Origin of the sequence: Orrella marina, assembly GCF_003058465.1 — a bacterium.
Classification (GTDB): domain Bacteria; phylum Pseudomonadota; class Gammaproteobacteria; order Burkholderiales; family Burkholderiaceae_B; genus Algicoccus; species Algicoccus marinus.
The window spans coordinates 2,680,419-2,706,987 of record NZ_CP028901.1; the positions used below are offsets into that span (position 1 = coordinate 2,680,419).

General features: G+C 56.2%; 20 protein-coding genes, 1 tRNA gene and 1 pseudogene. 11 read left to right on the forward strand and 11 right to left on the reverse strand.

Annotated features, from left to right (window positions below; translation table 11 throughout):
* Positions 1 to 11: 11 nt before the first annotated feature.
* A complete protein-coding gene (locus DBV39_RS12155; protein WP_108621750.1) occupies positions 12 to 932 on the reverse strand; it encodes a LysR family transcriptional regulator in 921 nt (306 codons plus the stop codon).
* A gap of 221 nt (positions 933 to 1,153) precedes the next feature.
* Here DBV39_RS12155 and DBV39_RS12160 point away from each other — a divergent pair, with 221 nt between their 5' ends.
* The 7 genes from DBV39_RS12160 to DBV39_RS12190 all read left to right on the forward strand — a co-directional run bounded on the left by DBV39_RS12160 (position 1,154) and on the right by DBV39_RS12190 (position 10,234).
* The gene (locus tag DBV39_RS12160; protein WP_108621751.1) at positions 1,154 to 2,782 is read left to right on the forward strand and encodes an NADH-quinone oxidoreductase subunit L; all 1,629 of its coding nucleotides are present in this window, start codon (positions 1,154 to 1,156) and stop codon (positions 2,780 to 2,782) included.
* 62 nt (positions 2,783 to 2,844) lie between these two features.
* A complete protein-coding gene (locus tag DBV39_RS12165; RefSeq protein ID WP_108621752.1) occupies positions 2,845 to 5,412 on the forward strand; it encodes a YbcC family protein in 2,568 nt (855 codons plus the stop codon).
* A gap of 179 nt (positions 5,413 to 5,591) precedes the next feature.
* The gene (locus DBV39_RS12170) at positions 5,592 to 6,917 is read left to right on the forward strand and encodes a DASH family cryptochrome (RefSeq protein ID WP_108621753.1); all 1,326 of its coding nucleotides are present in this window, start codon (positions 5,592 to 5,594) and stop codon (positions 6,915 to 6,917) included.
* A complete protein-coding gene (locus tag DBV39_RS12175) occupies positions 6,914 to 8,485 on the forward strand; it encodes a cryptochrome/photolyase family protein (RefSeq protein ID WP_227870614.1) in 1,572 nt (523 codons plus the stop codon). Before DBV39_RS12170 ends, DBV39_RS12175 begins: the two co-directional genes overlap by 4 nt.
* 21 nt (positions 8,486 to 8,506) lie before the next feature.
* Positions 8,507 to 9,205 (forward strand): SDR family NAD(P)-dependent oxidoreductase, encoded by a 699-nt coding sequence (locus DBV39_RS12180; RefSeq protein WP_108621755.1) that lies wholly within the window; start codon positions 8,507 to 8,509, stop codon positions 9,203 to 9,205.
* Between the two features lie 244 nt (positions 9,206 to 9,449).
* A complete protein-coding gene (locus tag DBV39_RS12185; protein ID WP_108621756.1) occupies positions 9,450 to 9,665 on the forward strand; it encodes a SlyX family protein in 216 nt (71 codons plus the stop codon).
* A gap of 11 nt (positions 9,666 to 9,676) precedes the next feature.
* Positions 9,677 to 10,234: a rhodanese-like domain-containing protein gene (locus DBV39_RS12190; protein ID WP_108621757.1), complete on the forward strand. Its 558-nt coding sequence runs from the start codon at positions 9,677 to 9,679 to the stop codon at positions 10,232 to 10,234.
* 59 nt (positions 10,235 to 10,293) lie between these two features.
* Here the strand turns inward: DBV39_RS12190 and ychF are convergent, their stop codons facing one another.
* On the reverse strand, positions 10,294 to 11,385 hold the full coding sequence (gene ychF, locus DBV39_RS12195) for a redox-regulated ATPase YchF (RefSeq protein ID WP_108621758.1): 1,092 nt from the start codon (positions 11,383 to 11,385) through the stop codon (positions 10,294 to 10,296).
* A 469-nt stretch (positions 11,386 to 11,854) separates the two neighbouring features.
* Between ychF and DBV39_RS12200 the strand changes: the two genes are divergently transcribed.
* Positions 11,855 to 13,417, forward strand: a complete 1,563-nt coding sequence (locus DBV39_RS12200; protein WP_108621759.1) for a class I adenylate-forming enzyme family protein — start codon at positions 11,855 to 11,857, stop codon at positions 13,415 to 13,417.
* Between the two features lie 76 nt (positions 13,418 to 13,493).
* Here the strand turns inward: DBV39_RS12200 and DBV39_RS12205 are convergent, their stop codons facing one another.
* From DBV39_RS12205 to DBV39_RS12240, 8 genes are all read right to left on the reverse strand, one after another.
* Positions 13,494 to 14,246, reverse strand: a complete 753-nt coding sequence (locus tag DBV39_RS12205) for a CPBP family glutamic-type intramembrane protease (protein ID WP_108621760.1) — start codon at positions 14,244 to 14,246, stop codon at positions 13,494 to 13,496.
* Entirely contained in the window at positions 14,243 to 14,863 is a 621-nt protein-coding gene (pth, locus tag DBV39_RS12210; RefSeq protein WP_108621761.1) for an aminoacyl-tRNA hydrolase, read from the reverse strand. Before pth ends, DBV39_RS12205 begins: the two co-directional genes overlap by 4 nt.
* 106 nt (positions 14,864 to 14,969) lie before the next feature.
* On the reverse strand, positions 14,970 to 15,581 hold the full coding sequence (locus DBV39_RS12215; RefSeq protein WP_108621762.1) for a 50S ribosomal protein L25/general stress protein Ctc: 612 nt from the start codon (positions 15,579 to 15,581) through the stop codon (positions 14,970 to 14,972).
* 115 nt (positions 15,582 to 15,696) lie between these two features.
* Positions 15,697 to 16,647, reverse strand: a complete 951-nt coding sequence (locus DBV39_RS12220) for a ribose-phosphate pyrophosphokinase (protein WP_193853070.1) — start codon at positions 16,645 to 16,647, stop codon at positions 15,697 to 15,699.
* Positions 16,648 to 16,733: 86 nt separating this feature from the next.
* A tRNA-Gln gene (locus DBV39_RS12225) sits at positions 16,734 to 16,810 on the reverse strand.
* Positions 16,788 to 17,795, reverse strand: a complete 1,008-nt coding sequence (ispE, locus tag DBV39_RS12230; protein ID WP_108621763.1) for a 4-(cytidine 5'-diphospho)-2-C-methyl-D-erythritol kinase — start codon at positions 17,793 to 17,795, stop codon at positions 16,788 to 16,790. Before ispE ends, DBV39_RS12225 begins: the two co-directional genes overlap by 23 nt.
* 64 nt (positions 17,796 to 17,859) lie before the next feature.
* The gene (gene lolB / locus DBV39_RS12235) at positions 17,860 to 18,435 is read right to left on the reverse strand and encodes a lipoprotein insertase outer membrane protein LolB (RefSeq protein ID WP_159078927.1); all 576 of its coding nucleotides are present in this window, start codon (positions 18,433 to 18,435) and stop codon (positions 17,860 to 17,862) included.
* Positions 18,436 to 18,521: 86 nt separating this feature from the next.
* Positions 18,522 to 20,348: a tetratricopeptide repeat protein gene (locus DBV39_RS12240; protein WP_159078928.1), complete on the reverse strand. Its 1,827-nt coding sequence runs from the start codon at positions 20,346 to 20,348 to the stop codon at positions 18,522 to 18,524.
* 80 nt (positions 20,349 to 20,428) lie between these two features.
* Here DBV39_RS12240 and mutM point away from each other — a divergent pair, with 80 nt between their 5' ends.
* Complete coding sequence (mutM, locus tag DBV39_RS12245; protein WP_108621766.1) at positions 20,429 to 21,283, forward strand: bifunctional DNA-formamidopyrimidine glycosylase/DNA-(apurinic or apyrimidinic site) lyase; 855 nt, start codon at positions 20,429 to 20,431, stop codon at positions 21,281 to 21,283.
* On the opposite strand, the gene DBV39_RS12250 is transcribed toward mutM, so the two are convergent.
* On the reverse strand, positions 21,255 to 22,652 hold the full coding sequence (locus DBV39_RS12250; RefSeq protein ID WP_108623255.1) for an FAD-binding oxidoreductase: 1,398 nt from the start codon (positions 22,650 to 22,652) through the stop codon (positions 21,255 to 21,257). The two genes, mutM and DBV39_RS12250, sit on opposite strands and share 29 nt — an antisense overlap.
* A gap of 254 nt (positions 22,653 to 22,906) precedes the next feature.
* On the opposite strand from DBV39_RS12250, the pseudogene DBV39_RS12255 reads away from it, so the two are divergent.
* Together DBV39_RS12255 and pgi are read left to right on the forward strand one after the other, a co-directional pair.
* A pseudogene (locus DBV39_RS12255) lies at positions 22,907 to 24,288 on the forward strand (phosphomannomutase/phosphoglucomutase).
* Between the two features lie 110 nt (positions 24,289 to 24,398).
* Complete coding sequence (gene pgi / locus DBV39_RS12260) at positions 24,399 to 25,991, forward strand: glucose-6-phosphate isomerase (RefSeq protein WP_108621767.1); 1,593 nt, start codon at positions 24,399 to 24,401, stop codon at positions 25,989 to 25,991.
* The last annotated feature ends 578 nt before the right edge of the window (positions 25,992 to 26,569 follow it).

Here is a 26,569-nt window from a genome sequence, read left to right on the forward strand (position 1 = left end):
CAGAAGCTCTTTTACTGGGACCGGGGACCTTGATCAGGCGGCCCGGCCTGACCGCGTCGCATGATCAACCGGTCAAGGCGTTCGATCCGGTGCCTGTGCGGAGTCGTAATAGCATAAAAGTTCTCCTGAAGATCATCTGACTGCCCGACTACGGTCAGCATTCCTGTCCCCAGCTCGTCCTGCACTACGACTTCCGGCAGCAACGTCAACCAACCACTGTCACGCGCAATCAGACGGAGCATGGCCATGTCGTCAACCTCGGCACGAATCCTTGGTTTCACATCGGCTGCAATACACAACGCCTCAAACTGCCCCCTGAGTGCGTGACGCAATCCTGGCACGGCAATCTCGATGCCATCCAGATCCTCAGGTATTCGCAGGGATCGCGCCTGCCACGGATTCGCAGGCCCCACCACACAGATCGCCTGACTACCCAGAAACCGGCATAGCAAGGGACGCTGTGCATCAGACGAAACCGGTTCGTTGGCTAGCACCAGATCCAGCTGATGCCTGATCAGTCGATCCAGCAGCCCTTCCAGCAATCCGGACTCAAGTGTCAGCGTGACAGTTGAATCGCTCAAAAGCGGCCGAAGCAGGTTCTCCTGGTAGTTTCTTGACATGGTGGCCACGCTGCCTACCCGGACCGAGACCAGACCATCGCGGCTTCCCTGAAGTCTGCCAAGCATCTCCTGACCGAGCCCAAAGATGTTTTCTGCGTACGAGAACACCATCTGACCCGTGGCTGTCAATGTGAGCGAGCGCCCTGCACGTTCGAACAATGACTCACCCAGTCGATCTTCAAGTTGCCGGATCTGGGCCGAAAGTGCTGACTGGGAAATATGGATCTGGTTTGCGGCCTGGGTCAGATGGCCAAGCTTTGCCACCCGCCAGAAGTAGAACAGGTGATTGAAATTCAGTTGTTTCAAGTCCATTTTCAAGTTCATGCGGTTCACCTTTCTCTGCTTTCGGATCGACCTGCATCAGGTCTGGCGACACAAGGCGCGAGACGTGCACGAGGTAGTTCGACATTCACTTGCCTTGATTGTTCTTTATAAAAGAACAATAGATTCTTATATATGTATTTTACAGAACAACCAAGCGCCTTCATCATGAGATCTGTTCGACATCCGACCACCTTATTCCTCCCCACACCATGTCATTCACCATTGCTCTTGTCTCGGGCCTGGCTCTGTTTGTACCGAGCGTCCTGATTCTCTACGCGATCGCGCTCACGGCCAGACAAGCCACTGACTCGTCTGCCCATGCAGCATGGAAAAAGTTCAGGCGACTCACTGCCATCACCGCGCTCGCATCCCTGATCGCAGCTGTGGCAGTCTGGGTAGCTCACCCAGGCACAGACCCTGTCTGGATCATTCAGGACTGGCTTGGGTTAACCCGCTTCTCAGTCATCTTCGCCTTGCTGGTGCAGGGTCTAGGTCTTGTGATCAGCACCTTCTCGGCTCGCTATCTGGAAGGCGAGCACAGACAGATCTACTACATCACCTGGCTGGCATGCGTACTTGGTTCGGTTCAAGTGCTCATATTTGCACAACACTGGATCATCCTGATCACCGCCTGGTCTGCCGTTGGCCTCTCCATGCAGAAGCTGCTCTGCTTTTACCCGGACCGCCCGTTTGCGCTTCTGGCCGCCCGCAAGAAGCAGTTGGCCGACCGGATTGCAGATCTTCTGCTCATACTGGCCGCAGGACTGATCTGGTTCGAAGTGGGGCAGGGTTCGCTTGCCGCGCTGGAAAGCCACCTCGCAGCAGGCTCGGCAGGACTGACACTCCAGATTGGCTCAATACTGCTAGTCGTGGCCATCCTCATTCGCACCGCACTGTTGCCAGCCCATGGGTGGCTGACACAGGTCATGGAGGCCCCGACTCCCGTGTCCGCACTGTTGCACGCAGGTGTTGTCAATCTTGGCGGATTTGTGCTGATACAACTGGCTCCGCTACTTGACTCAGTCATCTGGGCCAGATGGATCCTGATTGTGATGGGCCTTGCCACCACATTGCTGGCCGGACTGGTGATTCTGACCCGTGTCAGCATCAAGGTGCGACTCGCATGGTCAACCATCGCCCAGATGGGATTCATGGTGCTCGAGTGTGGTCTTGGACTTTATACCCTGGCAGCCCTTCATCTGATTGGTCACTCGCTTTACAAAGCACACGCATTCCTGCGAGCGTCAAGCACTGTACAGGACACCCGGGTACGTCGCATGCATCAGCCTGTCCAATACACCTGGCCAAACCTGGTAGCCGCTCCGGCACTGGCCTTGCTGATCACGATTCCAATGATCAGCCTGCCAGTCCAAAGCACCGGTGCGACGGGTCTGCCAATCTGGTGGGCTGTCTTGTTGGCCATGGCCTGGTCGCCCTTGTTCTGGCAAGGCCGGCAACCCGCGAACCTTCACCGGTTCTCCTTCAGAATCCATCTCTGGAAACTGGCAAGCACCTTCGCACTCATTGTCATGCTCTCACTGATCATCAGGATCACCCATCTGGTGCCACTCGGGGTGACTGACTCACCCGCACCGATCGCTGGATGGGTGAGCGCGCTGGCAATGAGCGCTTTCTACGCAGTTCTGGTCTGCATGCAGGTCTGTCCTGCCAGGCTGGAAACGCTCAGGCGCTGGAGCTACGCCGGGTTCTATGTTGACGAGCTCTATACCCGCATGACGTTGCGTCTGTGGCCGGGTCAGTGGATGCCCGATCAATCAAATCGACGCACAGCCAGCCGGCTCTGGATGGCAGGCGGCGATAGGCCGACCATGCCCTGAAAGACTGAGTTCGAGACGACTCACACCTGCACGTCAAAAATCATTTCTTACGGAACGGCATCATGAGCACCACTGCGATATTTGAGGACAGGGACACCAGCACGGCGGTCAATGCGCGGATGCGGTTGACATGCAAGCGGGCCGCTGCACAAGCCTGCCATGCGATCGCCCCTGCCTGGCCACTGGACCAGTCCATCGCTGTCAACCCTTATCACCAGCGAACAGAACGACCGCTGCGTGAGATCGCTACCAGAATGGCGGTGTTTGCGGGCATCCATGTCTTCCCGCCGCGCGCATACTTTCGGCAAGCCTGGCAAGACGGAAGGATTCACATCCAGGATCTGGAACAGGCACTCAGAGGGTGCGGTGCCACAGGACAGGATGGACAGTCAGCCGATCACGCGTTAAGCACTCGTATCTGCATTCAGGCACTGAACACTGAACCCGCTTTGCCACGCCTGCCCTTGCTGATGGATGTGCTAGACGATGACCCGGGGCGCCACACACGCCTGAACTGGCGTCAGGCCATCACGCACCAGATCAGTCAGACCTGCGCAGCGTACTTCGATCAGGATCAAGCAGACTGGCATCCTGATCGCGACCAGGGTCTCTACACATTCTGGCGCAAGACTTTGAGCAGGGATCACGGGATCGGTACACTGATGGGGTTACCTGATCTTGGACTAGCCACACGTTCAATCGCGATTGACGCCGACGCTGCGCTTACCCGTGTCCTGGGCCGAATCGGCCTGCCAGAGGCCGTCTGGGCTGACTACTTCGAAGCCGTCCTGCTAACGGTCAATGGCTGGGCCTCCTGGTGTGCCCATCTTGGTTGGCAGGCGCGTCTTCGTGGCGAGAAGGACAACCATCTGCATCAACTACTTGCCATTCGCCTTGCGTGGGGCGCCTTGCTCCTTGAGTGTAAAAGTGCAGACAGCTCCAGACACGCATTCGCAGCCATGAGAAGCCAGTGGGCACGCGCCTCTGAAACCCTGCGGCAAGCAGACAGCACGCTACACATCGACGAGATCTGGCAGTCTGCGCTGGACATCAGCTACCAGCGTAAACTGCTCGCCAAACTGAGGACACCAGCACCGCGGCTCCCCGTAACCGACGCCCCGTCGTGCCTTGCCTTTCAGGCTGTGTTCTGCATCGATGTCCGCAGTGAACCCATGCGGCGTGCGATCGAAACGGTCAATCCGCAAGCCCAGACCATTGGCTTTGCCGGATTCTTTGGGATGCCCGTGTTGTACACACCTGCGGGCACGTCAGCCAGCAGAGCACAACTGCCGGGCCTGTTTACGCCCTCCATGAACGTGACCGATCGCGTGATCACGCCAGTTACGCCAGTTACGCCAGCAAGACAGTCTGTGTCACTCAGCCAGACAAAACTGCTTGATCGCCGGTATCGCAACTTTGCGAGCGGACAACCGTGGCAGGCAGCCAGCCACTGGCCCAGCGCAGCGTTCTCGTTTGTCGAGACGCTCGGACTCACCTATGTCAGAAAGCTTTCCGGCTGGCTTTTGCCGTCAGAAAGCAAAGCGGCAAACGATGATCTGACAGGGGTTCCGGCCAGATATCGCTCAATTCTGCGACCAGTTCTTACCACCCCCGATCTCGACACGAAAATCTCTCTTGCAGCAGGCATCCTGAGCACGATGGGATTGCTCAGGTTCGCCCCAGTGGTACTCCTGGTTGGACACGAAAGTCAGTCTGCCAACAATGCACATGCATGCGCACTTGACTGCGGCGCCTGTGGCGGCCAATCGGGTCAAGTCAATGCGAGAGCCCTTGCCAGCCTGCTCAACGAACAGGGTGTACGCAAAGGACTAAAACAACTCAGCGTTGACATTCCTGAACATACAGCATTCGTCCCCGCCGTTCACAACACGACAACAGACGAGATAACGTGCTTTGACCTTGACCTGCTGCCAGAATCAATTCAGCAGCAGTGTGCCCAGATCCAGAAGCAATTCAGACTCGCTGGGGACAAGGCCCGGGCAGAAAGAGCAGGGTCACTCGGACTGGAACCGTCTCTATCGGAGTCAAGCCTGCTAAAGAGCTTGCGCCGGCGGGCCAATGATGGTGCCCAGACCCGTCCCGAGTGGGGCTTGGCTGGCAATGCGGCCATCATCTTCGGCCAGCGTGATCTCACAAAAACCCTGGATCTCCAAGGCAGGGTCTTTCTGCATGATTACAACCGGCGCGCAGATCCGCAGGGAGCCGTTCTTGAAGCCTTGCTGACCGGACCTTTGATGGTTGCCTGCTGGATCAACTGGCAATATCACGCCAGCACCAGCGATCCCGATCACATGGGTAGCGGCAATAAAGTTCTTCACAACGTCGTAGGGGGCCGCATCGGTGTCTTTGAGGGAAACGGCGGTGACCTGAGGATAGGGCTATCCCGACAGTCACTTCACGACGGCACCTCCTGGCGGCACGAACCAGTCAGACTGACGGTGATCGTCGATGCGCCCAAAGAACGTATCGATACCATCCTGAATCGACACCTGAACGTGGCCAGCCTGTTGCACAACCACTGGATCCACCTGTGGCAAAGAGACCCGGACGGATCTATCCACCGTTTCGTGTCAGGTCAAAAGGGGAAATGGGTGACAGTACAGGACTGAGGTAATGAACTTGTCACCCTAATGACTACATTCGGCGCCGTCCCATTCATGACCCGGTTTGGATGAGAGAGGCATACCCATTCAGGCACAGTTGCCGAAACTCACATAGGTTTTATGACTCTGACCGATGACACTTCGCTGAGCAGGCCGTTGCGGCCGCACAACAACGACATTCGGACATGGAAAAAACTGTCATCTTCTGGTTCAGAAGCGACCTGCGGCTTCACGACCAACCTGCCTTGAAGGCAGCCATCGATTCTGGTGCAAGCACGATACTGCCGGTTTACTGTCACCTGGACCAGGACATGGCCTCGCCCTGGGGATTCGCAAGACAACAAGGACTGCATCGACGGTACTGGATACAGCGTGCACTGCAAGGCCTCGAACGCGAGTTGACCGGACTTGGCAGCACCTTGCTTCACTGCCTTGGTGCCCCGGAGAAAGTACTTCCCGAACTCGCCCGCTCCATCGGGACCCGCAGGATCTACTGCGAGTCGATCGCCGCCCCCTATGAAGAACAGGAAGTCGTCGCACTACGCGCAGCAGGGTTGTCCGTCACGACAGTCTGGCAAAGCTCGATGCTGGATCCGTACGATCTGCCTTGGCCAGCACAGAAGCTTCCCGCGTCATTCACTCCCTTCAGACAGGCGATAGAGTCGGCGCGCATTCAGCCTCCCGCCCCCTTGTCCGTGCCGATACGGTTGCCCGCAGCACCTGACATGGCAATTCCAGCCGGGCTATCGGGCAGACCTGCCACCCTGCCTGCACCCTTTCTGGATCCGCGGTCCTCGTTTCCTTATACGCAACCGGAGTTCGATGGAACAGAACAGGCTGGACTGACACATCTCGAGCAGTATCTCCACGCACGAAGGCCACACACCTACAAACAGACCCGTAACGACCTGACCGGAACCGGGTACTCGAGCAAATGGTCTCCGTGGCTCGCAACAGGCTCGCTCTCGGCACGTGAAGTCATGTCTCAACTGCGCGGGTTTGAGGAATCTTACGGTGCCAATGACGGAAGCTACTGGCTGTGGTTCGAACTTCTCTGGCGCGACTATTTCCGTTTCCTGCACCGTCAATATGGACAAAAGCTCTACAGACAGAGGGGACTGGCAGACTTCCAGCCGCCCAGATTTCATGCGGCAAGCGGCTACGCCGGGCACAACGAGGAAGGATTCTGGCGCTGGTGTCACTCTGAAACAGGACAGCCACTGATCGATGCTGCCATGCGAGAGTTGCGACTCACGGGATTCCTGAGCAATCGACTGCGACAGATCGTTGCGAGTTACCTGGTTCATGATATTGGTGGAGACTGGCGCGCCGGCGCGGCCTGGTTCGAATCACAATTGCTGGACTACGACCCGTACAGCAACCAGGGAAACTGGCTGTACATTGCAGGACGCGGTACGGATCCACGAGGTGGTCGGCACTTCAACCTGCAAAAGCAAATGCAACAGTACGATCCACAAGGCCGATATCAGCAAAAATGGAGCAAAGATTGAGCACCTCACTGTCCGGAAACCAAATCTCCATTACTCCGGCACACACTATTCGGCTCATTCTGGGTGACCAACTGAACCCGCGCCACCACTGGTTCGAGAACACGGATCCAGGTGTGCTGTACGTGTTGATGGAGGTTCGGCAAGAAACCGACTATGTCCTGCACCATGCCCAGAAAATCATCGCGATCTTCGCTGCCATGCGCGCCTTTGCTGGCAAGCTGCGCCAACAGGGACACAGGGTCCGTTATGTAACGTTAGATGATCCTTCAAACCGGCACTCCATCACTGACAACCTTGATGCCCTTTTCGCCCGCTATCAGGCGCAACGCATGCAATGGCAACTTCCGGATGAATGGCGCCTTGATCAATGTCTGCAAAACTGGGCCAAAGCCGGGACATTCGAATATGAAACCGTGGACACCGATCACTTCCTGACCGACCGCAACGAGATGTCCCACCTGTTTAAAGGGCGCAAGCAATGGCTGATGGAACACTTCTATCGGGTCATGCGCAGAAAATGGAACGTCCTGATTGCGGCAGATGGATCACCGGTCGGTGGAAAATGGAACTTTGACAAGGAAAACCGTAAGCCGTGGCCAGGCACACCAGCCGAGCCTGACGACACTCGCTCTGTCCACGATCACAGTGCGCTCTGGGCCATGATAGAAGGCTGCGGTGTCAAAAGTTTTGGGGATTCTCAGGCGCAGACGTTTCGCTGGCCTTGTGATCGTGATGAAGCGCTTTCCCAGCTCGAGGCATTTGTCGAGCACACTTTGCCACACTTCGGGGACTACGAGGACGCGATGAGTGTCAGCAGTGAACGACTGTTTCACAGCCTGCTGTCCTTTGCACTCAACACAAAAATGCTGCATCCGCTTGAGGTCGTGAGGCGAGTCGAGCAAGCTCATGAAGCTGGGCACGCCCCCCTGGCAGCGGTTGAAGGCTTCATCCGCCAGATTATCGGCTGGCGCGAATATGTCCGAGGCATCTACTGGTCGCAGATGCCTGGATACGACCAACTCAACGGACTTGATCATCATCGCCCGCTGCCGTCGTGGTTCTGGACCGGACAGACCCGAATGAACTGCCTGCGCCATAGCATCGGCCAGTCACTCAAAACAGCCCATGCTCATCATATCCAGAGACTGATGGTGATCGGAAACTTCTCGCTATTGGCAGGTCTTGACCCACAGGAGTTGCATCGGTGGTACCTGGGCGTATACATCGACGCGTTCGAATGGGTGGAACTTCCCAATACAGCGGGAATGAGCCAATGGGCAGATCAGGGACTGATAGCCACCAAACCCTACGTCAGCAGCGCGGCATACATCGACCGCATGAGTGATTACTGCAAAACCTGTCATTACAACAAAAAGCAGAAAACTTCCGATCAAGCCTGCCCATTCAACGCGCTTTACTGGAATTTCTTTGAACACCATGGACCAACCCTGCGTCAAAACCCCCGTCTGGTTATGGCGTACCGACAAATCGGCAAAATGAACAACGAGCAACGGGCAGAAATCAGAAACCGTGCGCAGTGGATTCTGGAACACATCGAATCACTCTAGGCATTACTCGAGGACAGCCATATGAAGTCCCTTCCAAATGGATATAACGCACTGATCATTGGCTCAACTGGTGAGATCGGCTCGGCGTTCGCCGAGTACCTGGAAAAAGATCCAGGTTGTTCGAACCTTGTCAGACTCAGCCGAAACAGCACCCCACCCCTGGACTACAACGACGAATCAAGTATCGCCGATGCAGCGCGGCAACTGCGGTCTCAAGCGCCCTTTCACCTGATCCTCATTGCAACTGGCATGCTGCATCAGGCAAACCAGTTGCCAGAGAAACGCCTGTCCGGGCTGACCGCACAACAGATGGCAGACAATTTCAGGATCAACACTATCGGTCCGGCGCTCACCATTGCCCAATTCTCTCCATTACTCGCAAGGGACTCGCGCAGTCTGATGGGCGTGCTTTCAGCCAAGATCGGCAGCATAGGTGACAATCGTCTCGGTGGCTGGTATAGCTACCGAGCATCCAAGGCAGCGTTGAACATGGTCGTCCGGACCGCAGCAATCGAGCTGGCTCGCACTCACCCAATGGCCGCACTGGTCGCTTTGCATCCCGGTACGGTTAACAGCCGACTTTCAGCGCCATTTCGCGGTGCCGAGATCGGACGCCCCGCAACAGATGCTGCGAGCGACCTGCTTTCGGTTCTTGACCAGCTTAGTTCCGACAACTCCGGAACCTTCTGGTCCTACAACGGCGAACAACTGCCCTGGTAGCCAGATGACCCGAAGCGCTACTGGCCTTCATTGGACCCACCCCTTCCCTTGCCGGGCATGAGCAGTTGGCCGCGCTCCAATGGCAGACCTGTCCGTTGCTCACCCCAGTCAAGTGACTTGAAAGTGGTTTGTCTCGGAGGTTTCACTGGAACATCCGACCTTGCCATCGATCAAACGATCTACAATTATTTAAAGTATTTGCACACTGATATGCATCCCACCAACGCTAGAAGGCTCATTCACCATGCAGAAATCCGAAATTGAGGAACGGCTCGAACGGATCGAAACCAAACTGAGTTTTGCGGAGGATCTGCTCGAAGAACTCAACAACCTGGCGTTTCGTCAACAAGCACAGATTGATCGTCTCGACGCTCAGATACGCCAGATTCAAGAACGATCTGAGCACTCTAGCGGCGCGCACGCGCGCGACCCCAGAGACGATATTCCGCCCCACTATTGAGTTCACCACACATGTTCAGGAAAACTCTTCTCTGTCTGGCAACGGCACTCCTGGTATCCGCCTGCTCGGGTGAAGACGCCCGGCAGCTGACAGCACCAGAAGCCTTCGAACAAGCTCAGGCTGGCGAGATCACACTGATCGACATCAGGCGTCCGGACGAATGGAAGCAGACTGGTCTGGCAAGGGATGTTGTCGCGATCGACATGAACCACCCGCAAGGCATCCCCGGATTTGCAAAAGAGGTTGCGCGAACAGTCAACAACGATCTCGATGCACCCATTGTCTTGATATGTCGCACTGGCAACCGCAGCAGTCGCATGGCCGAGATTCTATCGGAAACAGGATTCACCAACGTCAAACATATCCCGAAGGTATGCTCGGTAGTTCAGATGGTCCTGGCTGGGTGGCACGCGGGTTACCGGTTGAACCTTGCGCACAGTGCTAGAGAGCCCCGATACTCTGATGAGAGACACTCGTCGCATGTGAAACAATGCGAGTGTGGCCTGCTCGAATGCCAACCTGGCAGCCTTGCTGGCGCAGGCGAGCCAGACACAAAAAACCCCGCGTAAACGGGGTGGTTGGCATGCTGTCACTGTTCACGGGATACCGTGAACAGTATTGCACCTGGCTAGACGTTGAACAGGAAGTTCATGACGTCACCATCCTGCACCACATACTCCTTGCCCTCTGATCGCATCTTGCCGGCTTCCTTCGCACCCTGCTCACCTTTGCAGGCAATAAAGTCCTCGTATGCGATTGTCTGCGCCCGGATGAAACCCCGCTCAAAATCCGTGTGGATCACGCCTGCTGCCTGGGGCGCCGATGCACCGACGGGTACTGTCCAGGCACGCACCTCTTTCACACCAGCCGTGAAGTAAGTCTGCAATCCCAGCAGTCTGAATGCAGCCCTGATCAGTCGGTTCAGTCCTGGCTCTTGCATACCCATGTCTGCCAGGAAGATCTCTTTGTCCTCGTCAGGCAGATCCGCAATCTCGGCCTCGGTCGCGGCACAGATTGCAACTACGGGCGCGCCGCGCTTTTCTGCGTACTCTTTCAGGTTGTCCAGGAGAGGATTGCTGTCAAAGCCATGCTCGCTCACGTTACCAACGTACATAGCAGGTTTGGCCGTGATCAGACACAAAGGCGAGAGAAGTTTGCGCTCGCCTTCATCCAGGTCCAAGGTGCGTACAGGATGCCCCTGATCAAGGTGTTTGACACATTGCTCAAGGATGGTGACCAGTTTCTGCGCATCCTTGTCACCAGATCGCGCTGTTTTCTGGTGCCGGTGCAATGACTTCTCAACCGTTTGCAGATCAGCCAGCGCCAGCTCCGTTTCAATGACTTCGATATCAGCAATCGGATCCACACGGCCTGCGACGTGAATTACGTTGTCATCCTCAAAACACCGAACCACATTGACGATCGCGTCAGTTTCCCGAATGTGCGACAGAAACTGGTTTCCAAGCCCCTCGCCCTGGCTCGCTCCAGCGACCAGTCCGGCAATATCCACGAACTCGACAGTCGCGGGCAGAATGCGCTCTGGCTTCACAATCCCGGCAAGACTCTCAAGCCTCGGATCAGGAACCTCGACCACGCCAACGTTGGGTTCAATGGTGCAGAAAGGATAGTTTTCTGCGGCGATTCCCGCTTTGGTCAGCGCATTAAAAAGAGTGGACTTGCCAACGTTGGGCAGACCAACAATACCGCACTTCAAACTCATTGAACTTCCTCGGGAAACAAGATGGACACCAGAGCTGCGATACAAGAGGTACGGGTGACGCAACAGACACCAGGCAACCTCAACGGTGCGCATAGCAATTACCGGCGGGCTTTCAACGCCTGGCCAGCCGCACCACATGCACTCAGGCATCGTGACAAACCCGTCAGGTTGCTGCCTCGTGGCATACAGGAAACCTGTCAACGGGTCGCGAAACCCCCGATTTTAACCCGCTAACAAGACGACCTCCGAACTCACGAGATTTCTCCAACGAGTTATACCCAGACGTCCGAGGATGAACAGGACATTCCTGCACTTTCCGGTCGTTTACTCACGTGCGCGTTGACCGGCAAGAGTTGCTGCGTGCTATCTTGGATCATCGCTGGCAACCTTTATGTGAAACGGCCGAGCCAGGCATCTGCGGGTTGCCTCAATCACTTTGAACGACTTGAAGAACACTTTCCGTAGCATCATGACTACCATATCCGAACGTATCAATTCTCCATTTCAGACACTCTCAGACCTGTTGCGCCAGACGGCAATCGAGCAGCCTGGCCACCCAGCCATCATCCTGAATGATGAAGTCATTGACTACCAGACTTTTGATGCGATGGTCGATGCTGTTGCGGCAAGCCTGCAACGAGACGGACTTGTACCAGGTGACGTCGTCGCGGTCTGCGCCCAGACATCCATTCGTTACGTGGCGACTTACTGTGGATGCCTGCGCGCCGGGGGAGTACTGGCTCCGTTGCCTCCGTCAGCACGTGCGGATAATCTGACTGCCATGCTGGACAACAGTGAAGCCAGATGGTTGTTTCTGGATCAGGCGGTTCATGGTGAATGGCCACAGCAGCAAGCACTCGCTCACCTTAAGCGCATCACAGTGGATGACAGTGAGGTGGCAACGCCGTGGTCATCCTGGCTTGACGACCAGTTGACGCCCAAACCAGTCGAGATCAAACCGCAAGACCCGTTCAATCTGATCTACTCCTCTGGTACGACCGGTGTTCCCAAGGGAATTGTGCAACCGCATGGAATGCGCTATTCCCACATCCAACGCGCCTGGATCAATGGATACCGGCCAGAGTCGGTCGTCATGACAGGTACACCGTTGTACTCGAACACGACCCTGGTGGCTGTGTTGCCATCGCTTGCGATCGGGGCAACCGTGGTGCTGATGGACAAGTTCGACGCACAGAAGTACCTCGAACAGGCGCACCGTTACCGTGCGACCCACACCATCCTGGTTCCTATTCAGTTCCAGCGCATCCTGGCACACCCAGCGTTCGACCGATTCGATCTGTCGGGTTTTCAGGGGAAGTTTTCTACCAGCGCGCCGTTTACAGCCAAGCTAAAGGCGGATGTACTTGATCGCTGGCCTGGTGAACTGACTGAGATTTATGGCATGACTGAAGGCGGAGGCCGGTGCGAACTTCAGGCTCACTTACATCGCGACAAACTGCACACGGTCGGGCAACCAGCGGAAGGTTGCGAGATCCGGATCATTGATGATCAAGGCGTGGAAGTTGCCCCTGGCCAGCAAGGAGAGATTGTTGGTCGCTCCAAGGCCATGATGAAGGGGTACCATCGGCAGCCCGACCTGACCCGCCAGGCTGAATGGTACTCACCGCAAGGGCTGCGATTCATTCGGACAGGTGATGTCGGACGCTTCGATGAAGACGGGTTTCTTGTACTCGGAGACCGCAAGAAGGACATGCTGATATCCGGTGGATTCAATATCTACCCTTCAGACCTCGAAAGCGAGCTGATTCAGCACCCTGATGTACTGGATTGCACTGTGGTCGGGGTTGCATCAGAGCGCTGGGGAGAGACACCGGTCGGCTTTGTCGTGCTCAAACCAGGAGCGAGTGCGGGTGATGGTGATATTCTGGCCTGGGTCAATGAACGGCTGGGAAAGACACAGCGCCTGGCACGACTTGAGATAGTCGCTGAGCTGCCCCGCAACGCAATCGGCAAGGTCCTCAAACGTGAGTTGCGAGACAGCTTTTCTCGCGACCACGGCGTACTTAACTGACGGACACCAGGAATTGGGTGGACGATCACCACCCCATCACTGTCGGATCGGGCGGTACGCCTGCTCTGAATGTCGGCTAGGGCAACATGTCTGACGGCACGAGCTGAACGGTCGTCCAGACCAGTAAAAGCGGCCCAAAATTAAAGAGCGCATGCAACAGGATCGCCGCGCCAATGCCGTGCATCACCCGCATCCAGCCAAGTACCAGCCCGGTGATCCACTGGGGCAATACCAGAATAGGCAGCATCCACCATTCGAACGCTTCGAACGTGAAGTTTTTAATATGAAGGGCGGCAAACAGCAAAGTCGAAGCGTGAAAGATCCACCAGAAATGATTGCGATATCGCTTTAGCCATCGCCTCGCGCCAGGTGCTGGCACACTGGTTGATCGCGTTGAACGATAGATCAGGTAAAGGCCCAACGCAAACAGCAAACCTTGCACCAGGCCGGGCCCGTTCCAGAGTGCCATGATCATGAGCGGCACCAGCCATAAAGCAATAGCTGGTCGACGCAAACCGAACCGGAACAACATCTCCTCGACCAGCGGCGCCCACACAAGCGCCAGTAACCATGGCAACTGCGTAGGGCTGACAGCGTGGGTTGCACCCGCACTCTGTGCTACACCGATCACCAGCGGACCGAACAGGAACATGTTCAGCAACCAGAGCGCCGTTGCCCACTTCAGGAGATCACGCCAACCGATATCGGGTAACCAGTCTTGCACCCAACCGGCACGCGGGTGAATATGACGACGGCGTGGTGCCAGATAAGGTCTGGCACAAAACCGGATGAACAAGCGCCACTGCTGGCGCCACGTCTGAGCGGTCATGCGCCTGTTGCCTGTTGAGAAGCGACCGGATCACGATGCAACTCACCCATCACCTTGTTCATGTTGCCGTCCAGAATCTTGTCCATTGCCTGATCGCAACGAGCGAGTGCCTCATCAATCGCCCTGGCCTCCTCCAGGCGGGGAGGATGCAGCACAAAATCCGCGACTCCCTGCTGCAAGCCAAGACTACGCGGATGTCCAATGCCAATGCGCAGGCGCCAGAACCCGGGCCCACCTAGAGCAGATTGAATATCCCTCAGGCCGTTGTGTCCGGCATGTCCACCACCCTTTTTGAGACGCACCTGACCTGGCAACAGGTCCAACTCATCATGCACCACGAGTATCTGTTCGGGGTCAATCTTGTAAAAACGCGCCAGTGCACTCACACTCTGTCCAGAACGGTTCATGTAAGTCTGAGGCTTGAGCAACCACATCGGTTGCCCATGGTTCCTGGATTTGGCTACTTCCCCAAAAAAAGACTTCTCCAGATGAAACGCAGAGCCTAGTCGTGACGCCCACTGTTCCACTAACCAGAAACCTACGTTGTGACGTGTCTGCTCGTACTGACTACCCGGATTACCCAGTCCGACAACGAGCTGGATCGAACTTTCTATCATGCTTGCACCCAAAAAAACGCCCTGCTGACTAGTATGTCAGCAGGGCCGGTCAATGTCACGTAACGGGTCGACAACCTGTCAGGCTCGCAACCCGGACAAGACTCGTTTACTCGGCGGCTTCGTCACCTTCCTCAGCAGCCTCGTCAGACTTGGCGCCACCTGGCATAACTGCCGTTACGAGCAACGGATTTTCGTCACCACCATGCGGAACGAACTTGACACCTACGGGCAGACGGATGTCTGCGAGGTGCATCGAAGCACCTGCAACGAACTTGGCCAGATTCACTTCAATGAACTGGGGCAGGTTTGCAGGCAGACACTCGATGTCGAGTTCGGTTACGACGTGAGTAATCACGGCTGCCGAAAGCTTGACTGCTGGTGAAGTTTCGGCATTGATGAAGTGCAGAGGCACTTTGGTATGAATGACCTCTTTGGCGCTGACACGCTGGAAGTCAACGTGCAAAACGAGCTGCTTGTAGGGGTGCCATTGCACGTCACGCAAAATCACCGACTGGGTCTTGCCCTCGATCTTCATATCCAGCACGGATGCATGGAACTGCTCCTTGCGCAAGCTATGGTAGATCTCATTATGATCCAGTTCGATGCTCAGCGGCTGATCAGTACCACCGTATACGATTGCAGGCACCCGACCTGCACGGCGCAGGCGGCGGCTCGCACTCGATCCCTGAACGCTACGTGGGGTTGCGTTAAATTCCATTTCTAAACTCCAGAACGGGTCACTCGACCCAATGTTGGCAGGGCGCCTTATGGCACCCTGCATCGGTTTCATGCCGCGACCAGCATGAAATCTAATTCTTGTTCATCAGAGACGATCAGTCTACAAACAGTGAGCTCACGGATTCAGCGTGCGAGATCCGGAGAATTGTTTCCCCGAGCAACGCCGCACAAGAAAGCTGGCGAATCCTGCCAGTTGCCGCCGCTTCCGCAGAAAGCGGGATCGTATCTGTCACAACCAGCTCATCAAGTTCTGACTCAGCGATCCGCTCGACCGCGCCACCCGAGAGTACAGCGTGAGTGCAATAGGCATATACGGCACCCGCTCCACGTTCTTTCAGAGCCGAAGCGGCCTTACAGAGCGTCCCGGCTGTATCGACCATGTCGTCCATGATCACGCAAGTCCGTCCGTCTACCTCGCCAATGATATTCATCACCTCAGATACGTTGGCCCTCGGCCTGCGTTTGTCGATGATCGCAAGGTCTGCTTCAAGCTGCTTGGCAAGCGCACGCGCACGAACCACGCCACCGATGTCGGGAGACACCACCACCAGGTTGGAAAGATTGCGGCGCCAGATATCTCCGAGCAGAATCGGCCCCGCATAGATGTTGTCGACCGGGATATCAAAAAACCCCTGAATCTGGTCGGCGTGGAGGTCCATCGTCAGCACGCGGTCGACACCAACGACCTGCAACATGTTCGCAACCACTTTGGCAGAAATCGCAACTCTGGCTGAGCGTGGACGCCGATCCTGACGTGCGTAGCCAAAGTAAGGAATTGCCGCCGTGATACGACCTGCCGAGGCTCGACGCAATGCATCAACCATGACCATGATTTCCATCAAATTGTCATTGGTGGGTGCACAGGTGGGCTGAAGAACAAAAACGTCCTTTCCCCGGACATTTTCGTTAATCTCGACCATGACTTCGCCGTCGGAGAACCGACCCACGGTCATTTTGCCGAGCGACATGTCAAGATGATTAACTACGTCTACGGCGAGACGGGTGTTCGCCGTCCCCGTAAATATCATGAAACTTTCAGAGGCCATGATGAAAGCGTCGCTCACGTCAAAAACAAAAAGCTGTTGAACCGCGCCGAACGGATGTGAGGCATGTTCAACAGCTTGTGAATGAGTGGCTGGGGAGGAAGGACTCGAACCCTCGCATGCCGGAATCAAAATCCGGTGCCTTAACCAACTTGGCGACTCCCCAACGAGTCGGATACCCAATCTTTTAAAGGGTGGAACTGAAGCCCGTCACAAACGTGAACTGATTTCAGAGAACCCCCCAACTTGAAGTTGGATATTTCATTGCCAGACTGCATTTTAGCGAGCAATTCTTCTGATGCCAACTGCGCGCTTTCAGGAGTGTCTGCTTCTGCAAACAGGCAAGACCCCGAACCGGACAATCTTGCTTCGACTCCTAGCGTGGACAACCAGGATTTTACCCGATGAACCGCAGCAAACCTTCTGAGAACCACCGCTTCAAGATCATTTTTCCCGAAACCGCTGCCTGACCAGATTGTCTTGTTTCGCATTATAACGCCATCGGACAACCTGTTTTGGACTGTGTTTCCTGACCCAACGAAATTGATGCAACCAGAAAAGTCCGTTATTTTGACTGTTTCTGAGTCTCGTGTCAAATCGGGATCTGTAAAAACTGCTGCGGTCTCGATATGGACATCCGGTTTAAAGACCAGATAACTGATATCCGGCACGTTGACTGACTCGATCTGCTCGCCAATTCCCTGCACAAAGGCAGCCGTACCCTGCAAAAAGAATGGCACATCTGCACCGAGCGTCAAGCCAATCGCCATGAGTTGCTGGCGATTCAGACCTGTTCGCCACATACGATTAAGCGCAAGCAACACGGTCGCCGCGTCACTGGATCCACCACCGAGACCTGCACCGGAAGGAATCCGCTTGTTGACATGAATATGTGCGCCCAGTACGCAACCGGTTGCTCTCTGAATAGCGCGCGCAGCCCGTACAACCAGATCTGATTCGTCGGCGATCTGCTCCGTGAGCGTGCTTTCGCGGCTGATCCTTCCGTCTCGACGTAAATCAATCGTAATGGAGTCAGACAGAGAAATCAGACGGAACAGGCTCTGGAGAAGATGATAACCATCCTCTCGCCGACCGACGACATGAAGGAACAGATTGAGTTTCGCGGGGGCCGGCAAATCGTAGAAGGTCATCGGTTCGGGCAATTAATAAAAACTTGATGTGCACATGAGTTGACAAAAAGGCCCTGGAGAGGATTCAGGATACCGTGCTTGCCGGACCGTGACCGTCTTCCCGCGAACTTCCTGATACGTGCGCAGAGTCCACCACCATCCGCAAGATCACCGTCCGTCCCAGTTCAACACCAGAAATTTCCATCAATCTCGGACCTGCCCCGTCATAACGATCAAACCTGACCTGCCAGCCGTCCTGTCGCAACGAGACAACACGACCTTGCTCGTCGTACTGCACGTTCTGGACACGCGCATCATCCTGGATATGACCACGCAACCAGTCAGCGAGTGCATCAACCGGAACCTGCGCACCGAACAGATCAGCAACAAGCGCAGAAGCTGTAGGCGCGCTCCTTGTCTCATTTCCCGGACGCTGCAACACAACAACGCCCGGAGAAGCATCCAGACGCGCAAGTGTGTTTCCGAGCGGACCGAGCAAGTCCAGTTGCCAGCCGTACTCTGCCTGACGCCATCGAAACCCGCCCTGGACAGACTCCGCAGGCTCACCCGACGCCACAACCTGAGCCACAAATCTTCCGGACCTCTCAAACTGAGACACAAAACCAGGTTCAGGATGCGAGGCACAAGAAGCGATCAGCATGACCGCCCCTGTGAAACAAATTAAACGCCAGAGCGACCTGATCACCTTTGAATCGCGTAGTCGCACTGAAATCAAGAGCACTTGCGTCAAGAATCAGCTCCGTAGCGCTGAATGGTTTCAATCAGCACGGGATCCTGTGAATTGATCTGCAGGCCCTCCTGCCAGATCGCGCGCGCAGCTTCCTGCTGCCCGAGCTCCCAGAGCACCTCTCCCAGATGAGCAGCAATCTCGGATTCCGGTCGCATGTTGTAGGCCTGCTCAAGGTATCGGCGCGCCTGTTCAAGGTCGCCTTGACGGTATTTGACCCACCCCAGACTGTCCAGGATATAAGGGTCGTCCGGCAGAATCTGGTGCGCCTGAGTAACCAGCTGCAGGGCTTCACCCAGGCGATCCCCCCGATCTGCCAGGGTATATCCGAGTGCGTTGTAAGCGTGTGCATACCCTGGATCAAGTGCGATCACCTGCCGAAGATAACGCTCCATTCCGAGAATATCGTCCTTGCGCTCGAGCAACATACCCAGCTCATACTTGATCTCGACCGAATCAGGGATCTGGTTGTCAGCCTCTCTCAGCCGCTCGATGGCCTGATCGATCCGGCCATCCTGGCGAAGAATCTGCGTGAGCGTCAAAACGCCGATCAGCTGCTCATCCTGATCCAGAGGGTGCGCCGCGTCGATCATGCGAACCGCCTCGTCGACACGTCCCTGATCTCCCCGGATCTTGGCCTGACGCAGTCGGGCTGAATACATCGCTGTGGGATCTTCAATCCATCCGAGCCACTCGACCGCCCGATCATGCTGACCCTGACGCTCTGCGATACTGGACATGAGTGTGTACGCGTCGGTCAATGCAGCGGTCGCGTCGGTTGCACCCGCAGACATCGCGTCCTCGCGCTGACTCTGCACCTCGATAAACTCACTGAGCAAAAGACTGGCGTCGTCAAGCCGGCCCATCTGAAACGCAAACTGCGCCCGAATAAACAGCAGATCAAAGTCCTCGGGAAACTCGGCGGACATCAAGCGAAGCTCATCAAACGCTTCGTCAATCGCGCCTTGTTCAGCCATTTGTCCAGCCAGCATCAGTCTCAGGCGCCTGGCCTGCGGGTGAGACCGCGCAAACTGCCTGGCAGCGGCAATCGCTTTCTGAGCGTCAACAGGAACTCCGTAGTCAAGCACTCGCATCGCGGCATCTTCAGAGCCCGGATCCAGCGCAAGCGCCTTGCTAGCCTGTTCAAACGCGAGCTCATAGTTCTGCGCGGCTTCGGCCAGATCCGCAGTTGCCATGAATGCTGACATGGTACCCGTCTGCCCACTCTGATCGATCACATCGGTGATGATCTGGAGCGCTTCCTCACGGTCCTTCATCCGCGCCAGAATACCCATGACCTGTGCCAGTGCCTCGGTTTTGTCAGACCGGGCGTCCACATGCTCGACCAGCGCATCAACCAGCCCACCGGTCTGACCGATGGCCGCCATCAGTGCCAGTCGCATGGATTGCGCCTCTTCGTTGCCTGGATCAATCACACGCCAGGCATTGACAGCGCTAAGTGCCCCTCTGTAATTTCCGACAAGCATGTAGAACTCAACCGCTCGCTGGGCCAGGCGAGGGTCGCCTGTAAACCGGGCAAGTTCCAGGCTGGTGTCCGCTGCCGGCTGAAATCCGCCTCGCTGAGCAGCGAATTCAGCGACCAGAAGCCGGTAGAGCACATCGGCAGTCAGCCTCACGCCGGGCAGCTGGTCCGACTGAAGGACAATAACATCATCCTCCTGCGGCAATGGCCGTATTTCCAGGTCGCTATCCTGCGCAAAGCTGGCCGGCGGCGAGGCACAGGCACCACTGAAGGCAGCGGCCAGCAGCGCAGCGCTCAGACATTTGGCAGGGCCAAGCCAGCCTTTCGAAGACGTTGTAAACAAACGAGTCAATCCCACAAACCCACCTCATTAGTGGCACAATCTGCCACAACTGGATAGAGACCTGATCTTAGCACCCGAGTATGCCGGAATTACCAGAAGTCGAAACAACTCGCGCAGGAATTGAAACCGCGGCAAAGGGACAGAAGCTTCAAGCGATGCTGATACGTCAGCGTCAGCTACGCTGGCCTGTTCCTGACTGTCTGCCCCAGGTAATTGTCGGTCACACCCTGAACTCGGTCGAACGACGCGGCAAGTACCTTTTGCTCGGCTTCGATCCAGGCCACCTGATCGTTCACCTAGGTATGTCAGGCTCCATCCGCTCAGTCGAACCTGGCGCACTTTGGAGAACCCACGATCACGTCGAATGGTTGTTTGACCGGAATTGCAGTCTGAGGTTGCATGACCCCAGAAGATTCGGTGCGATTCTCTGGCATGTGCGCGGGGACAAGCCCCTGCTTGAGCATCCTCTACTCGAGCGCCTCGGTGTGGAACCACTGAGTCAGGCATTTACACCTCACACATTGCTTGATGGCGTCAAAAACCGGCGTGTCAGCATTAAACAAGCCCTCCTCGCAGGTCATATCGTGGTGGGTGTCGGAAACATTTACGCATCGGAAAGCCTGTTTCGTGCACGGATTCACCCACAGATGCCTGCCTGTGACCTGACCCGGCAACAGGCCACGCGACTACACGCTGCGATCATCCAGACCCTGCAAGATGCGCTTGAGAGCGGCGGCAGCACGCTGCGCGATTATGTCAATGCAACAGGGGAGCCCGGCAGCTATTTCACCATTCACGCAGCAGTTTACGAACGCGAAAACACACCTTGCAGAGTCTGCACGACACCCATCCGGCGCATCGTGCAGGGGCAACGGGCCACTTACTTCTGCCCGGGATGTCAACGCCTCAGACGTAGAGCACCTTCCCGGGGTTGAGCAGCCCCTTCGGATCCAGCGCCACCTTGATCTGACGCATCAACCGCAATTCGAGTTCACTCTTGTACCGGGGCAACTCTCGCGTCTTTAGCTGGCCAACCCCATGTTCGGCACTGATTGAGCCGTTAAAAGCATGGACACTGTCGTGAACCAGCTGATAAATCTGGTCCTGCAAGCCCAACAGTTCCTGTTCGGTCTGATCCTCAGATCGTGAGACGTTGTAATGCAGGTTACCGTCGCCCAGATGGCCAAAAACGATGTTCTTGACGCCGGGAAACTTTGTTTGCAGCGCTGCATTGGTCACGTCCACGAACTCAGCAATTCGGGAGATCGGAATGGAGACATCGTGCTTGACGCTTTTACCAAGCTCTGCCTCGGCAAGCGGAATACTTTCGCGCAGATGCCATAACGCCTTGCTTTGCGCAACCGATTCGGCAATCGCCGCATCGAGCACCAGACCATCCTCTATCGCCTGCCCGAGCACGTGCTCAAACCGCGTCTGAGCATGCTCCGCGCTTTCGCTATCGGACAGCTCCAGCAGCGCAAACCAGGCAGACTTGGCACTATCCCCATCAAACGGAATCCGCTGCTGCGGGAACAGCTTCACGACCGCTTCCAGCACATGACCCGCCATGACTTCAAACCCCGTCAAAGAAGGTCCGAACCCGGATCGTGCGCGAGAGAGCATGGCCACGGCGTCAGGCAGACTTCGTAGCGCAAGCAGCGCAGTACGCTGCGCCACTGGCACGGGATACAGTTTGAGCGTCGCTGCAGTGATGATGCCAAGCGTGCCCTCACTACCAATAAAAAGGTCACGCAAGTCGTAACCAGTGTTGTCCTTTCTGAGACCGCGCAACCCATCCCAGATCTCTCCCTGGGGCGTCACCACTTCCAGACCAAGCGCCTGTTCGCGGGCGTTGCCGTATCGCAGGACTTGAGTCCCTCCGGCATTGGTCGCCAGATTGCCACCAATTGTGCAACTACCCTCTGCCGCCAGACTAAGAGCAAACAGACGATCTGCCTTGCGAGCCGCCTCCTGCAAGTTCTGCAAAACGCACCCCGCCTCGACCGTGATCGTGTCGTTATCTGTATCAATTTCACGAACGCGGTTCAGCCTCCCGGTCGACAGCACCACTGAACGCCCTGACGAGTCGGGAGTAGCGCCGCCACATAGCCCCGTATTCCCGCCGACAGTCACAATCGGGACGCCGGCATCGTAGCAAAGCTTGATGACCGCGGCGACCTCCTGGGTCGAACCCGGGCGCACCACCGCAAGTGCCTGACCTCTGTAGCGCTTTCTCCAGTCTTCCAGGTACGGTTGCGCCGCCTCATCCGTCAGCACATGCTCCACTCCAACAATTGCTTGCAGTTCAGTTTTCAAGTGTCAACCCCTTGTCGCGTCATGTCCCGCTGCGTCATGTACTGTCCTGACCGCCGGGCCTTGTTAGATCTGTTGATCCTCATAATCCGACAACCCTGTGCATCATCGTCATATCACCTTTCAGTCTGCCATAATACCGATGAAGCTTTCCCCAAGAGAATCTCAGCGAGTGCCTCGAGCGCTTCGAACCAACCTTGGCCGACTACCTGGTCTGGCCAGCTCCTTATTGCGATACCGCCATCATGCCAAACCGCGAACTTCCTGCACATGTTTTTAAAGCCTATGACATCCGGGGTGTCGTCCCCGACGCCTTGAACCCGAGTTTGCCACCCTCCTTGGGCGGGCACTGGGCAAGCGCGCAAGGCAAGCCCAGGTTTCTGCCATCGTGGTCGGATACGATGGCCGGCACAGCAGCCCGGATCTTGCCCAGGCACTCGTGACAGGCATCCAGGAAGAAGGCGTCGATACGATCGAGGTTGGGCAGGTTCCTACTCCGCTCGTTTATTACGCCGCTCACACGATGGAAACAGGCACCGGGGTGGCCATTACTGGCAGTCACAACCCCCCCGAATACAACGGTTTCAAGATGATGATGGCAGGGGTCACGCTATACGGACAGGCCATTACCAGCCTGCGAGACGAGATGTTACGGCCTGTTGCGATCGCTGATCGCCGGGGCGAATCCCGCCCCACCAACATCATTGATACCTACATTGAGGAAATCACCCGCGACGTCAGACTGGCACGCCCCATCCGGATCGCCATCGACTGTGGCAACGGCGTTGCATCGGAGATCGCACCTCGCCTGTTCAGGGCACTGGGTTGCGAGGTGGTTGAGCTCTTTTGCGAAGTCGATGGCTCATTTCCTAACCATCACCCCGATCCTGCAGATCCACACAACCTCCAGGACCTGATTGCTGCAGTCGAGCGCGAGGACTGCGAACTTGGACTGGCCTTTGATGGTGATGGTGACCGGCTCGGTATCGTCACCCGTTCCGGCGAGATCATCTGGCCAGATCGCCAGATGATCGTGTTCGCGCGCGATGTGCTGTCGCGCAATCCAGGTAGCGAGATCCTGTTTGATGTCAAATGCTCACGACAGCTTGCAGTTGCCATCGAACAGGCCGGTGGCAAGCCCGTCATGTGGAGAACGGGACACTCGCTAATCAAAGCCAAGCTCAAAGAAAGCGGCGCACCACTGGCAGGAGAGATGAGTGGTCACATTTTCTTCAAAGAACGCTGGTTCGGATTTGATGACGGCCTTTATACAGGCGCACGTCTTCTGGAGATTCTGTCTCGCTCAGAGAACGCTTGCGCAGAGCTTGAAGCACTGCCGAACGCATTCTCAACCCCGGAACTGAAGATCGAGATGGCCGAAGGCGAACCCTTCAAGATCATCGCTGCCTTACAAGCAGACCAGTCATTCGGTCCGGCGGACGTCTCGATCATTGACGGCGTGAGAGCAGACTATGAGGATGGTTTCGGACTTGCAAGGGCATCCAACACGACACCAGTCGTCGTACTCAGGTTCGAAGGTGACACTCCGATGGCACTCGACCGGATCAAGGGCGTCTTCAGAGAGAAGCTCACCAGGCTTGCTCCGAATGCCAAGCTACCTTTCTAAACAACTCGTACTGACTCGCCTTCAAACGATACAAAGTGTGCTGCATTAGTCATGGGCTGGCGGGGGAGGATCGTCCCGCCAACCACTGCATCGTTGATCACAATTGAAAAATGAATAAATTGCGCTTATCTGACTCGTCCAGTCTTCAGAATTCTGAAACCGTAAATAAAGTGTGGAGCGACTTCGAGCGCTCGGTCAGGAGTGCTCACCAGAAACGTTGCGCCGACACCCGGATCATCCGGGCTGCAGACCTGGACATTGACCTGAGCCTTCAACACAACAGCCAGGAAATGAATGATGCCTCTGTCGCTTTGCTCGAAGCACACCACTTCAACACCATGCGTCAGGCACTATTTCGCGGCGAACACGTAAACTGGACCGAAGACCGGCCTGCTTTGCACACAGCTCTGCGCCAGAGTCCTGCGCCTGAGGTCGTATCAGCGCAGATTGCTGAATCGCTTGCATGTATGAAAGCATTCGTCGATCAGTGCAACGCGCGAAACCAGTTTCGCAACATCGTTCACCTGGGCATAGGCGGTAGTGACTGGGGGCCTCGCATGGTCTGGGAGTCACTCAGAGGTCACGAAACACGGCGTAAGCTTCGCTTTGCAGCCAACATTGACGCGCAAGCAATCACCACCGCGCTCGACGGTCTGGACCCGAGAGACACGCTGCTCGTGATTGCCTCCAAGTCCTTCACGACCATTGAGTCCATTACCAATGCAAAGTACGCGCTGCAATGGATGCGCAACGCCGGCGTAGAAGATCCTTATGCCCAGACTGTTGCGCTCACTGCCAATCGCAAAGCGGCTCAAGCATTTGGTGTACCCGATGCACAAATATTCGAGTTCTGGGACTGGGTAGGTGGACGGTACTCCCTCTGGTCGAGCATTGGCATGTCGCTGGCGCTGACACTAGGATGGAGCACGTTCCTGCAACTGCTCGCTGGGGCGAGGGACATGGACACCCATTTCATGGATAGTCCTGTCCAGACCAACGCACCAGTCCAGATGGCACTGAGCGCGGTGGCCAACACAAGCGTGCTCGGGTACTCATCTCAGGTCATCTGCCCGTACGACGCCAGGCTGGCGGGATTCGTCATGTGGTTACAGCAACTCGAAATGGAATCCCTGGGCAAATCTGTCGATGAGAACTCACGCCCCATCCGACTGCATATCAGCCCGGCAGTCTGGGGCATGCCTGGCACTGACAGCCAGCACACGTTCTTTCAGTGGCTTCACCAGGACCAGACAGGTGCACCGGTCGATTTCATTGTGCGCAGGAGCGCAGATTGCCAGCACCCGGAACACCAGCGACTTCTGGTGGCCAACTGCCTGGCGCAGCGAGCCACACTCTGGCAAGGCAAACCGCTGGAACAAGTCAGACAGGAACTGGCACAAGCCGGACGCAGTGAAGATGACATCGAGAAGCTCGCCCCACATCTGGTGCACCCGGGCAACAGACCGTCGACACTGATTGTGCTTCCAGAGTTATCTGCACACACACTAGGCTCACTGCTAGCACTTTATGAGCACAAAGTTTTTGTCCAGAGCGTGTTGTGGGGAATCAATCCATTTGATCAGTGGGGTGTCGAGTTTGGCAAGAACATGGCCCGACGCATGACTCAGGGTGACCAGCAAGCGCTTGGCGATCTGGACGCTTCCACGCGCTACTGGATGCAGTCACTACTGTCTGACGGTTGACGCATTCTCGAACCCTGAATGACGGTTTCCCGAGGATGGAGCTTGTCGTGCACTCGCTCAACAGCACCTGTGCAAGCCAATCTGTCCCCATGCCATTGTCTGAGCGTGAGGGCCTGCAGCCGATGACGTATCCGTTTGTCCAGAGCTTTTGATGCAACCTTGCGTTCGACGACTACTACGACCTCTGCTGACTTCTCGCTCCGGCTCAACGCCGTTATACCCTTTCAGGATCAAGGCGAGATCTCCCCAGGTAAGGGTTCACGCACACCTTCGTCGCACAACCGCCGCATCTACACCACCTCGCCTTGGACACAAGAGCTTTGCGGTCTATGGCCCGCTCGCTCTGCTCGGCAGTGCCTTGTATGCGATTTCTGTTCGTCGGCTCGCAACTTACGCTCCACGCTTGGCCCCTCGCTTCGCTCTCCCCACGATCGGTCACCCTTTCGCAGTTGCGCTTCACTTTGCTCACTGTGACCAGCTCGCAGCGGGACTTGCACCCGCAGGTGTGCGCCCATGCTGGGCGCACATAAAAAAAGGCCCGGGATCGTAAGATTCCGGGCCAAATCCACCAAAGGAGG

Coding starts and splice junctions, on each gene's coding strand:
- DBV39_RS12155 (WP_108621750.1), bottom strand. CDS start 932: ATGGACTTGAAACAACTGAATTTCAATCACCTGTTCTACTTCTGGCGG.
- DBV39_RS12160 (WP_108621751.1), top strand. CDS start 1,154: ATGTCATTCACCATTGCTCTTGTCTCGGGCCTGGCTCTGTTTGTACCG.
- DBV39_RS12165 (WP_108621752.1), top strand. CDS start 2,845: ATGAGCACCACTGCGATATTTGAGGACAGGGACACCAGCACGGCGGTC.
- DBV39_RS12170 (WP_108621753.1), top strand. CDS start 5,592: ATGGAAAAAACTGTCATCTTCTGGTTCAGAAGCGACCTGCGGCTTCAC.
- DBV39_RS12180 (WP_108621755.1), top strand. CDS start 8,507: ATGAAGTCCCTTCCAAATGGATATAACGCACTGATCATTGGCTCAACT.
- DBV39_RS12185 (WP_108621756.1), top strand. CDS start 9,450: ATGCAGAAATCCGAAATTGAGGAACGGCTCGAACGGATCGAAACCAAA.
- DBV39_RS12190 (WP_108621757.1), top strand. CDS start 9,677: ATGTTCAGGAAAACTCTTCTCTGTCTGGCAACGGCACTCCTGGTATCC.
- ychF (WP_108621758.1), bottom strand. CDS start 11,385: ATGAGTTTGAAGTGCGGTATTGTTGGTCTGCCCAACGTTGGCAAGTCC.
- DBV39_RS12200 (WP_108621759.1), top strand. CDS start 11,855: ATGACTACCATATCCGAACGTATCAATTCTCCATTTCAGACACTCTCA.
- DBV39_RS12205 (WP_108621760.1), bottom strand. CDS start 14,246: ATGACCGCTCAGACGTGGCGCCAGCAGTGGCGCTTGTTCATCCGGTTT.
- pth (WP_108621761.1), bottom strand. CDS start 14,863: ATGATAGAAAGTTCGATCCAGCTCGTTGTCGGACTGGGTAATCCGGGT.
- DBV39_RS12215 (WP_108621762.1), bottom strand. CDS start 15,581: ATGGAATTTAACGCAACCCCACGTAGCGTTCAGGGATCGAGTGCGAGC.
- DBV39_RS12220 (WP_193853070.1), bottom strand. CDS start 16,647: ATGGCCTCTGAAAGTTTCATGATATTTACGGGGACGGCGAACACCCGT.
- ispE (WP_108621763.1), bottom strand. CDS start 17,795: ATGACCTTCTACGATTTGCCGGCCCCCGCGAAACTCAATCTGTTCCTT.
- lolB (WP_159078927.1), bottom strand. CDS start 18,435: ATGCTGATCGCTTCTTGTGCCTCGCATCCTGAACCTGGTTTTGTGTCT.
- mutM (WP_108621766.1), top strand. CDS start 20,429: ATGCCGGAATTACCAGAAGTCGAAACAACTCGCGCAGGAATTGAAACC.
- pgi (WP_108621767.1), top strand. CDS start 24,399: ATGAATAAATTGCGCTTATCTGACTCGTCCAGTCTTCAGAATTCTGAA.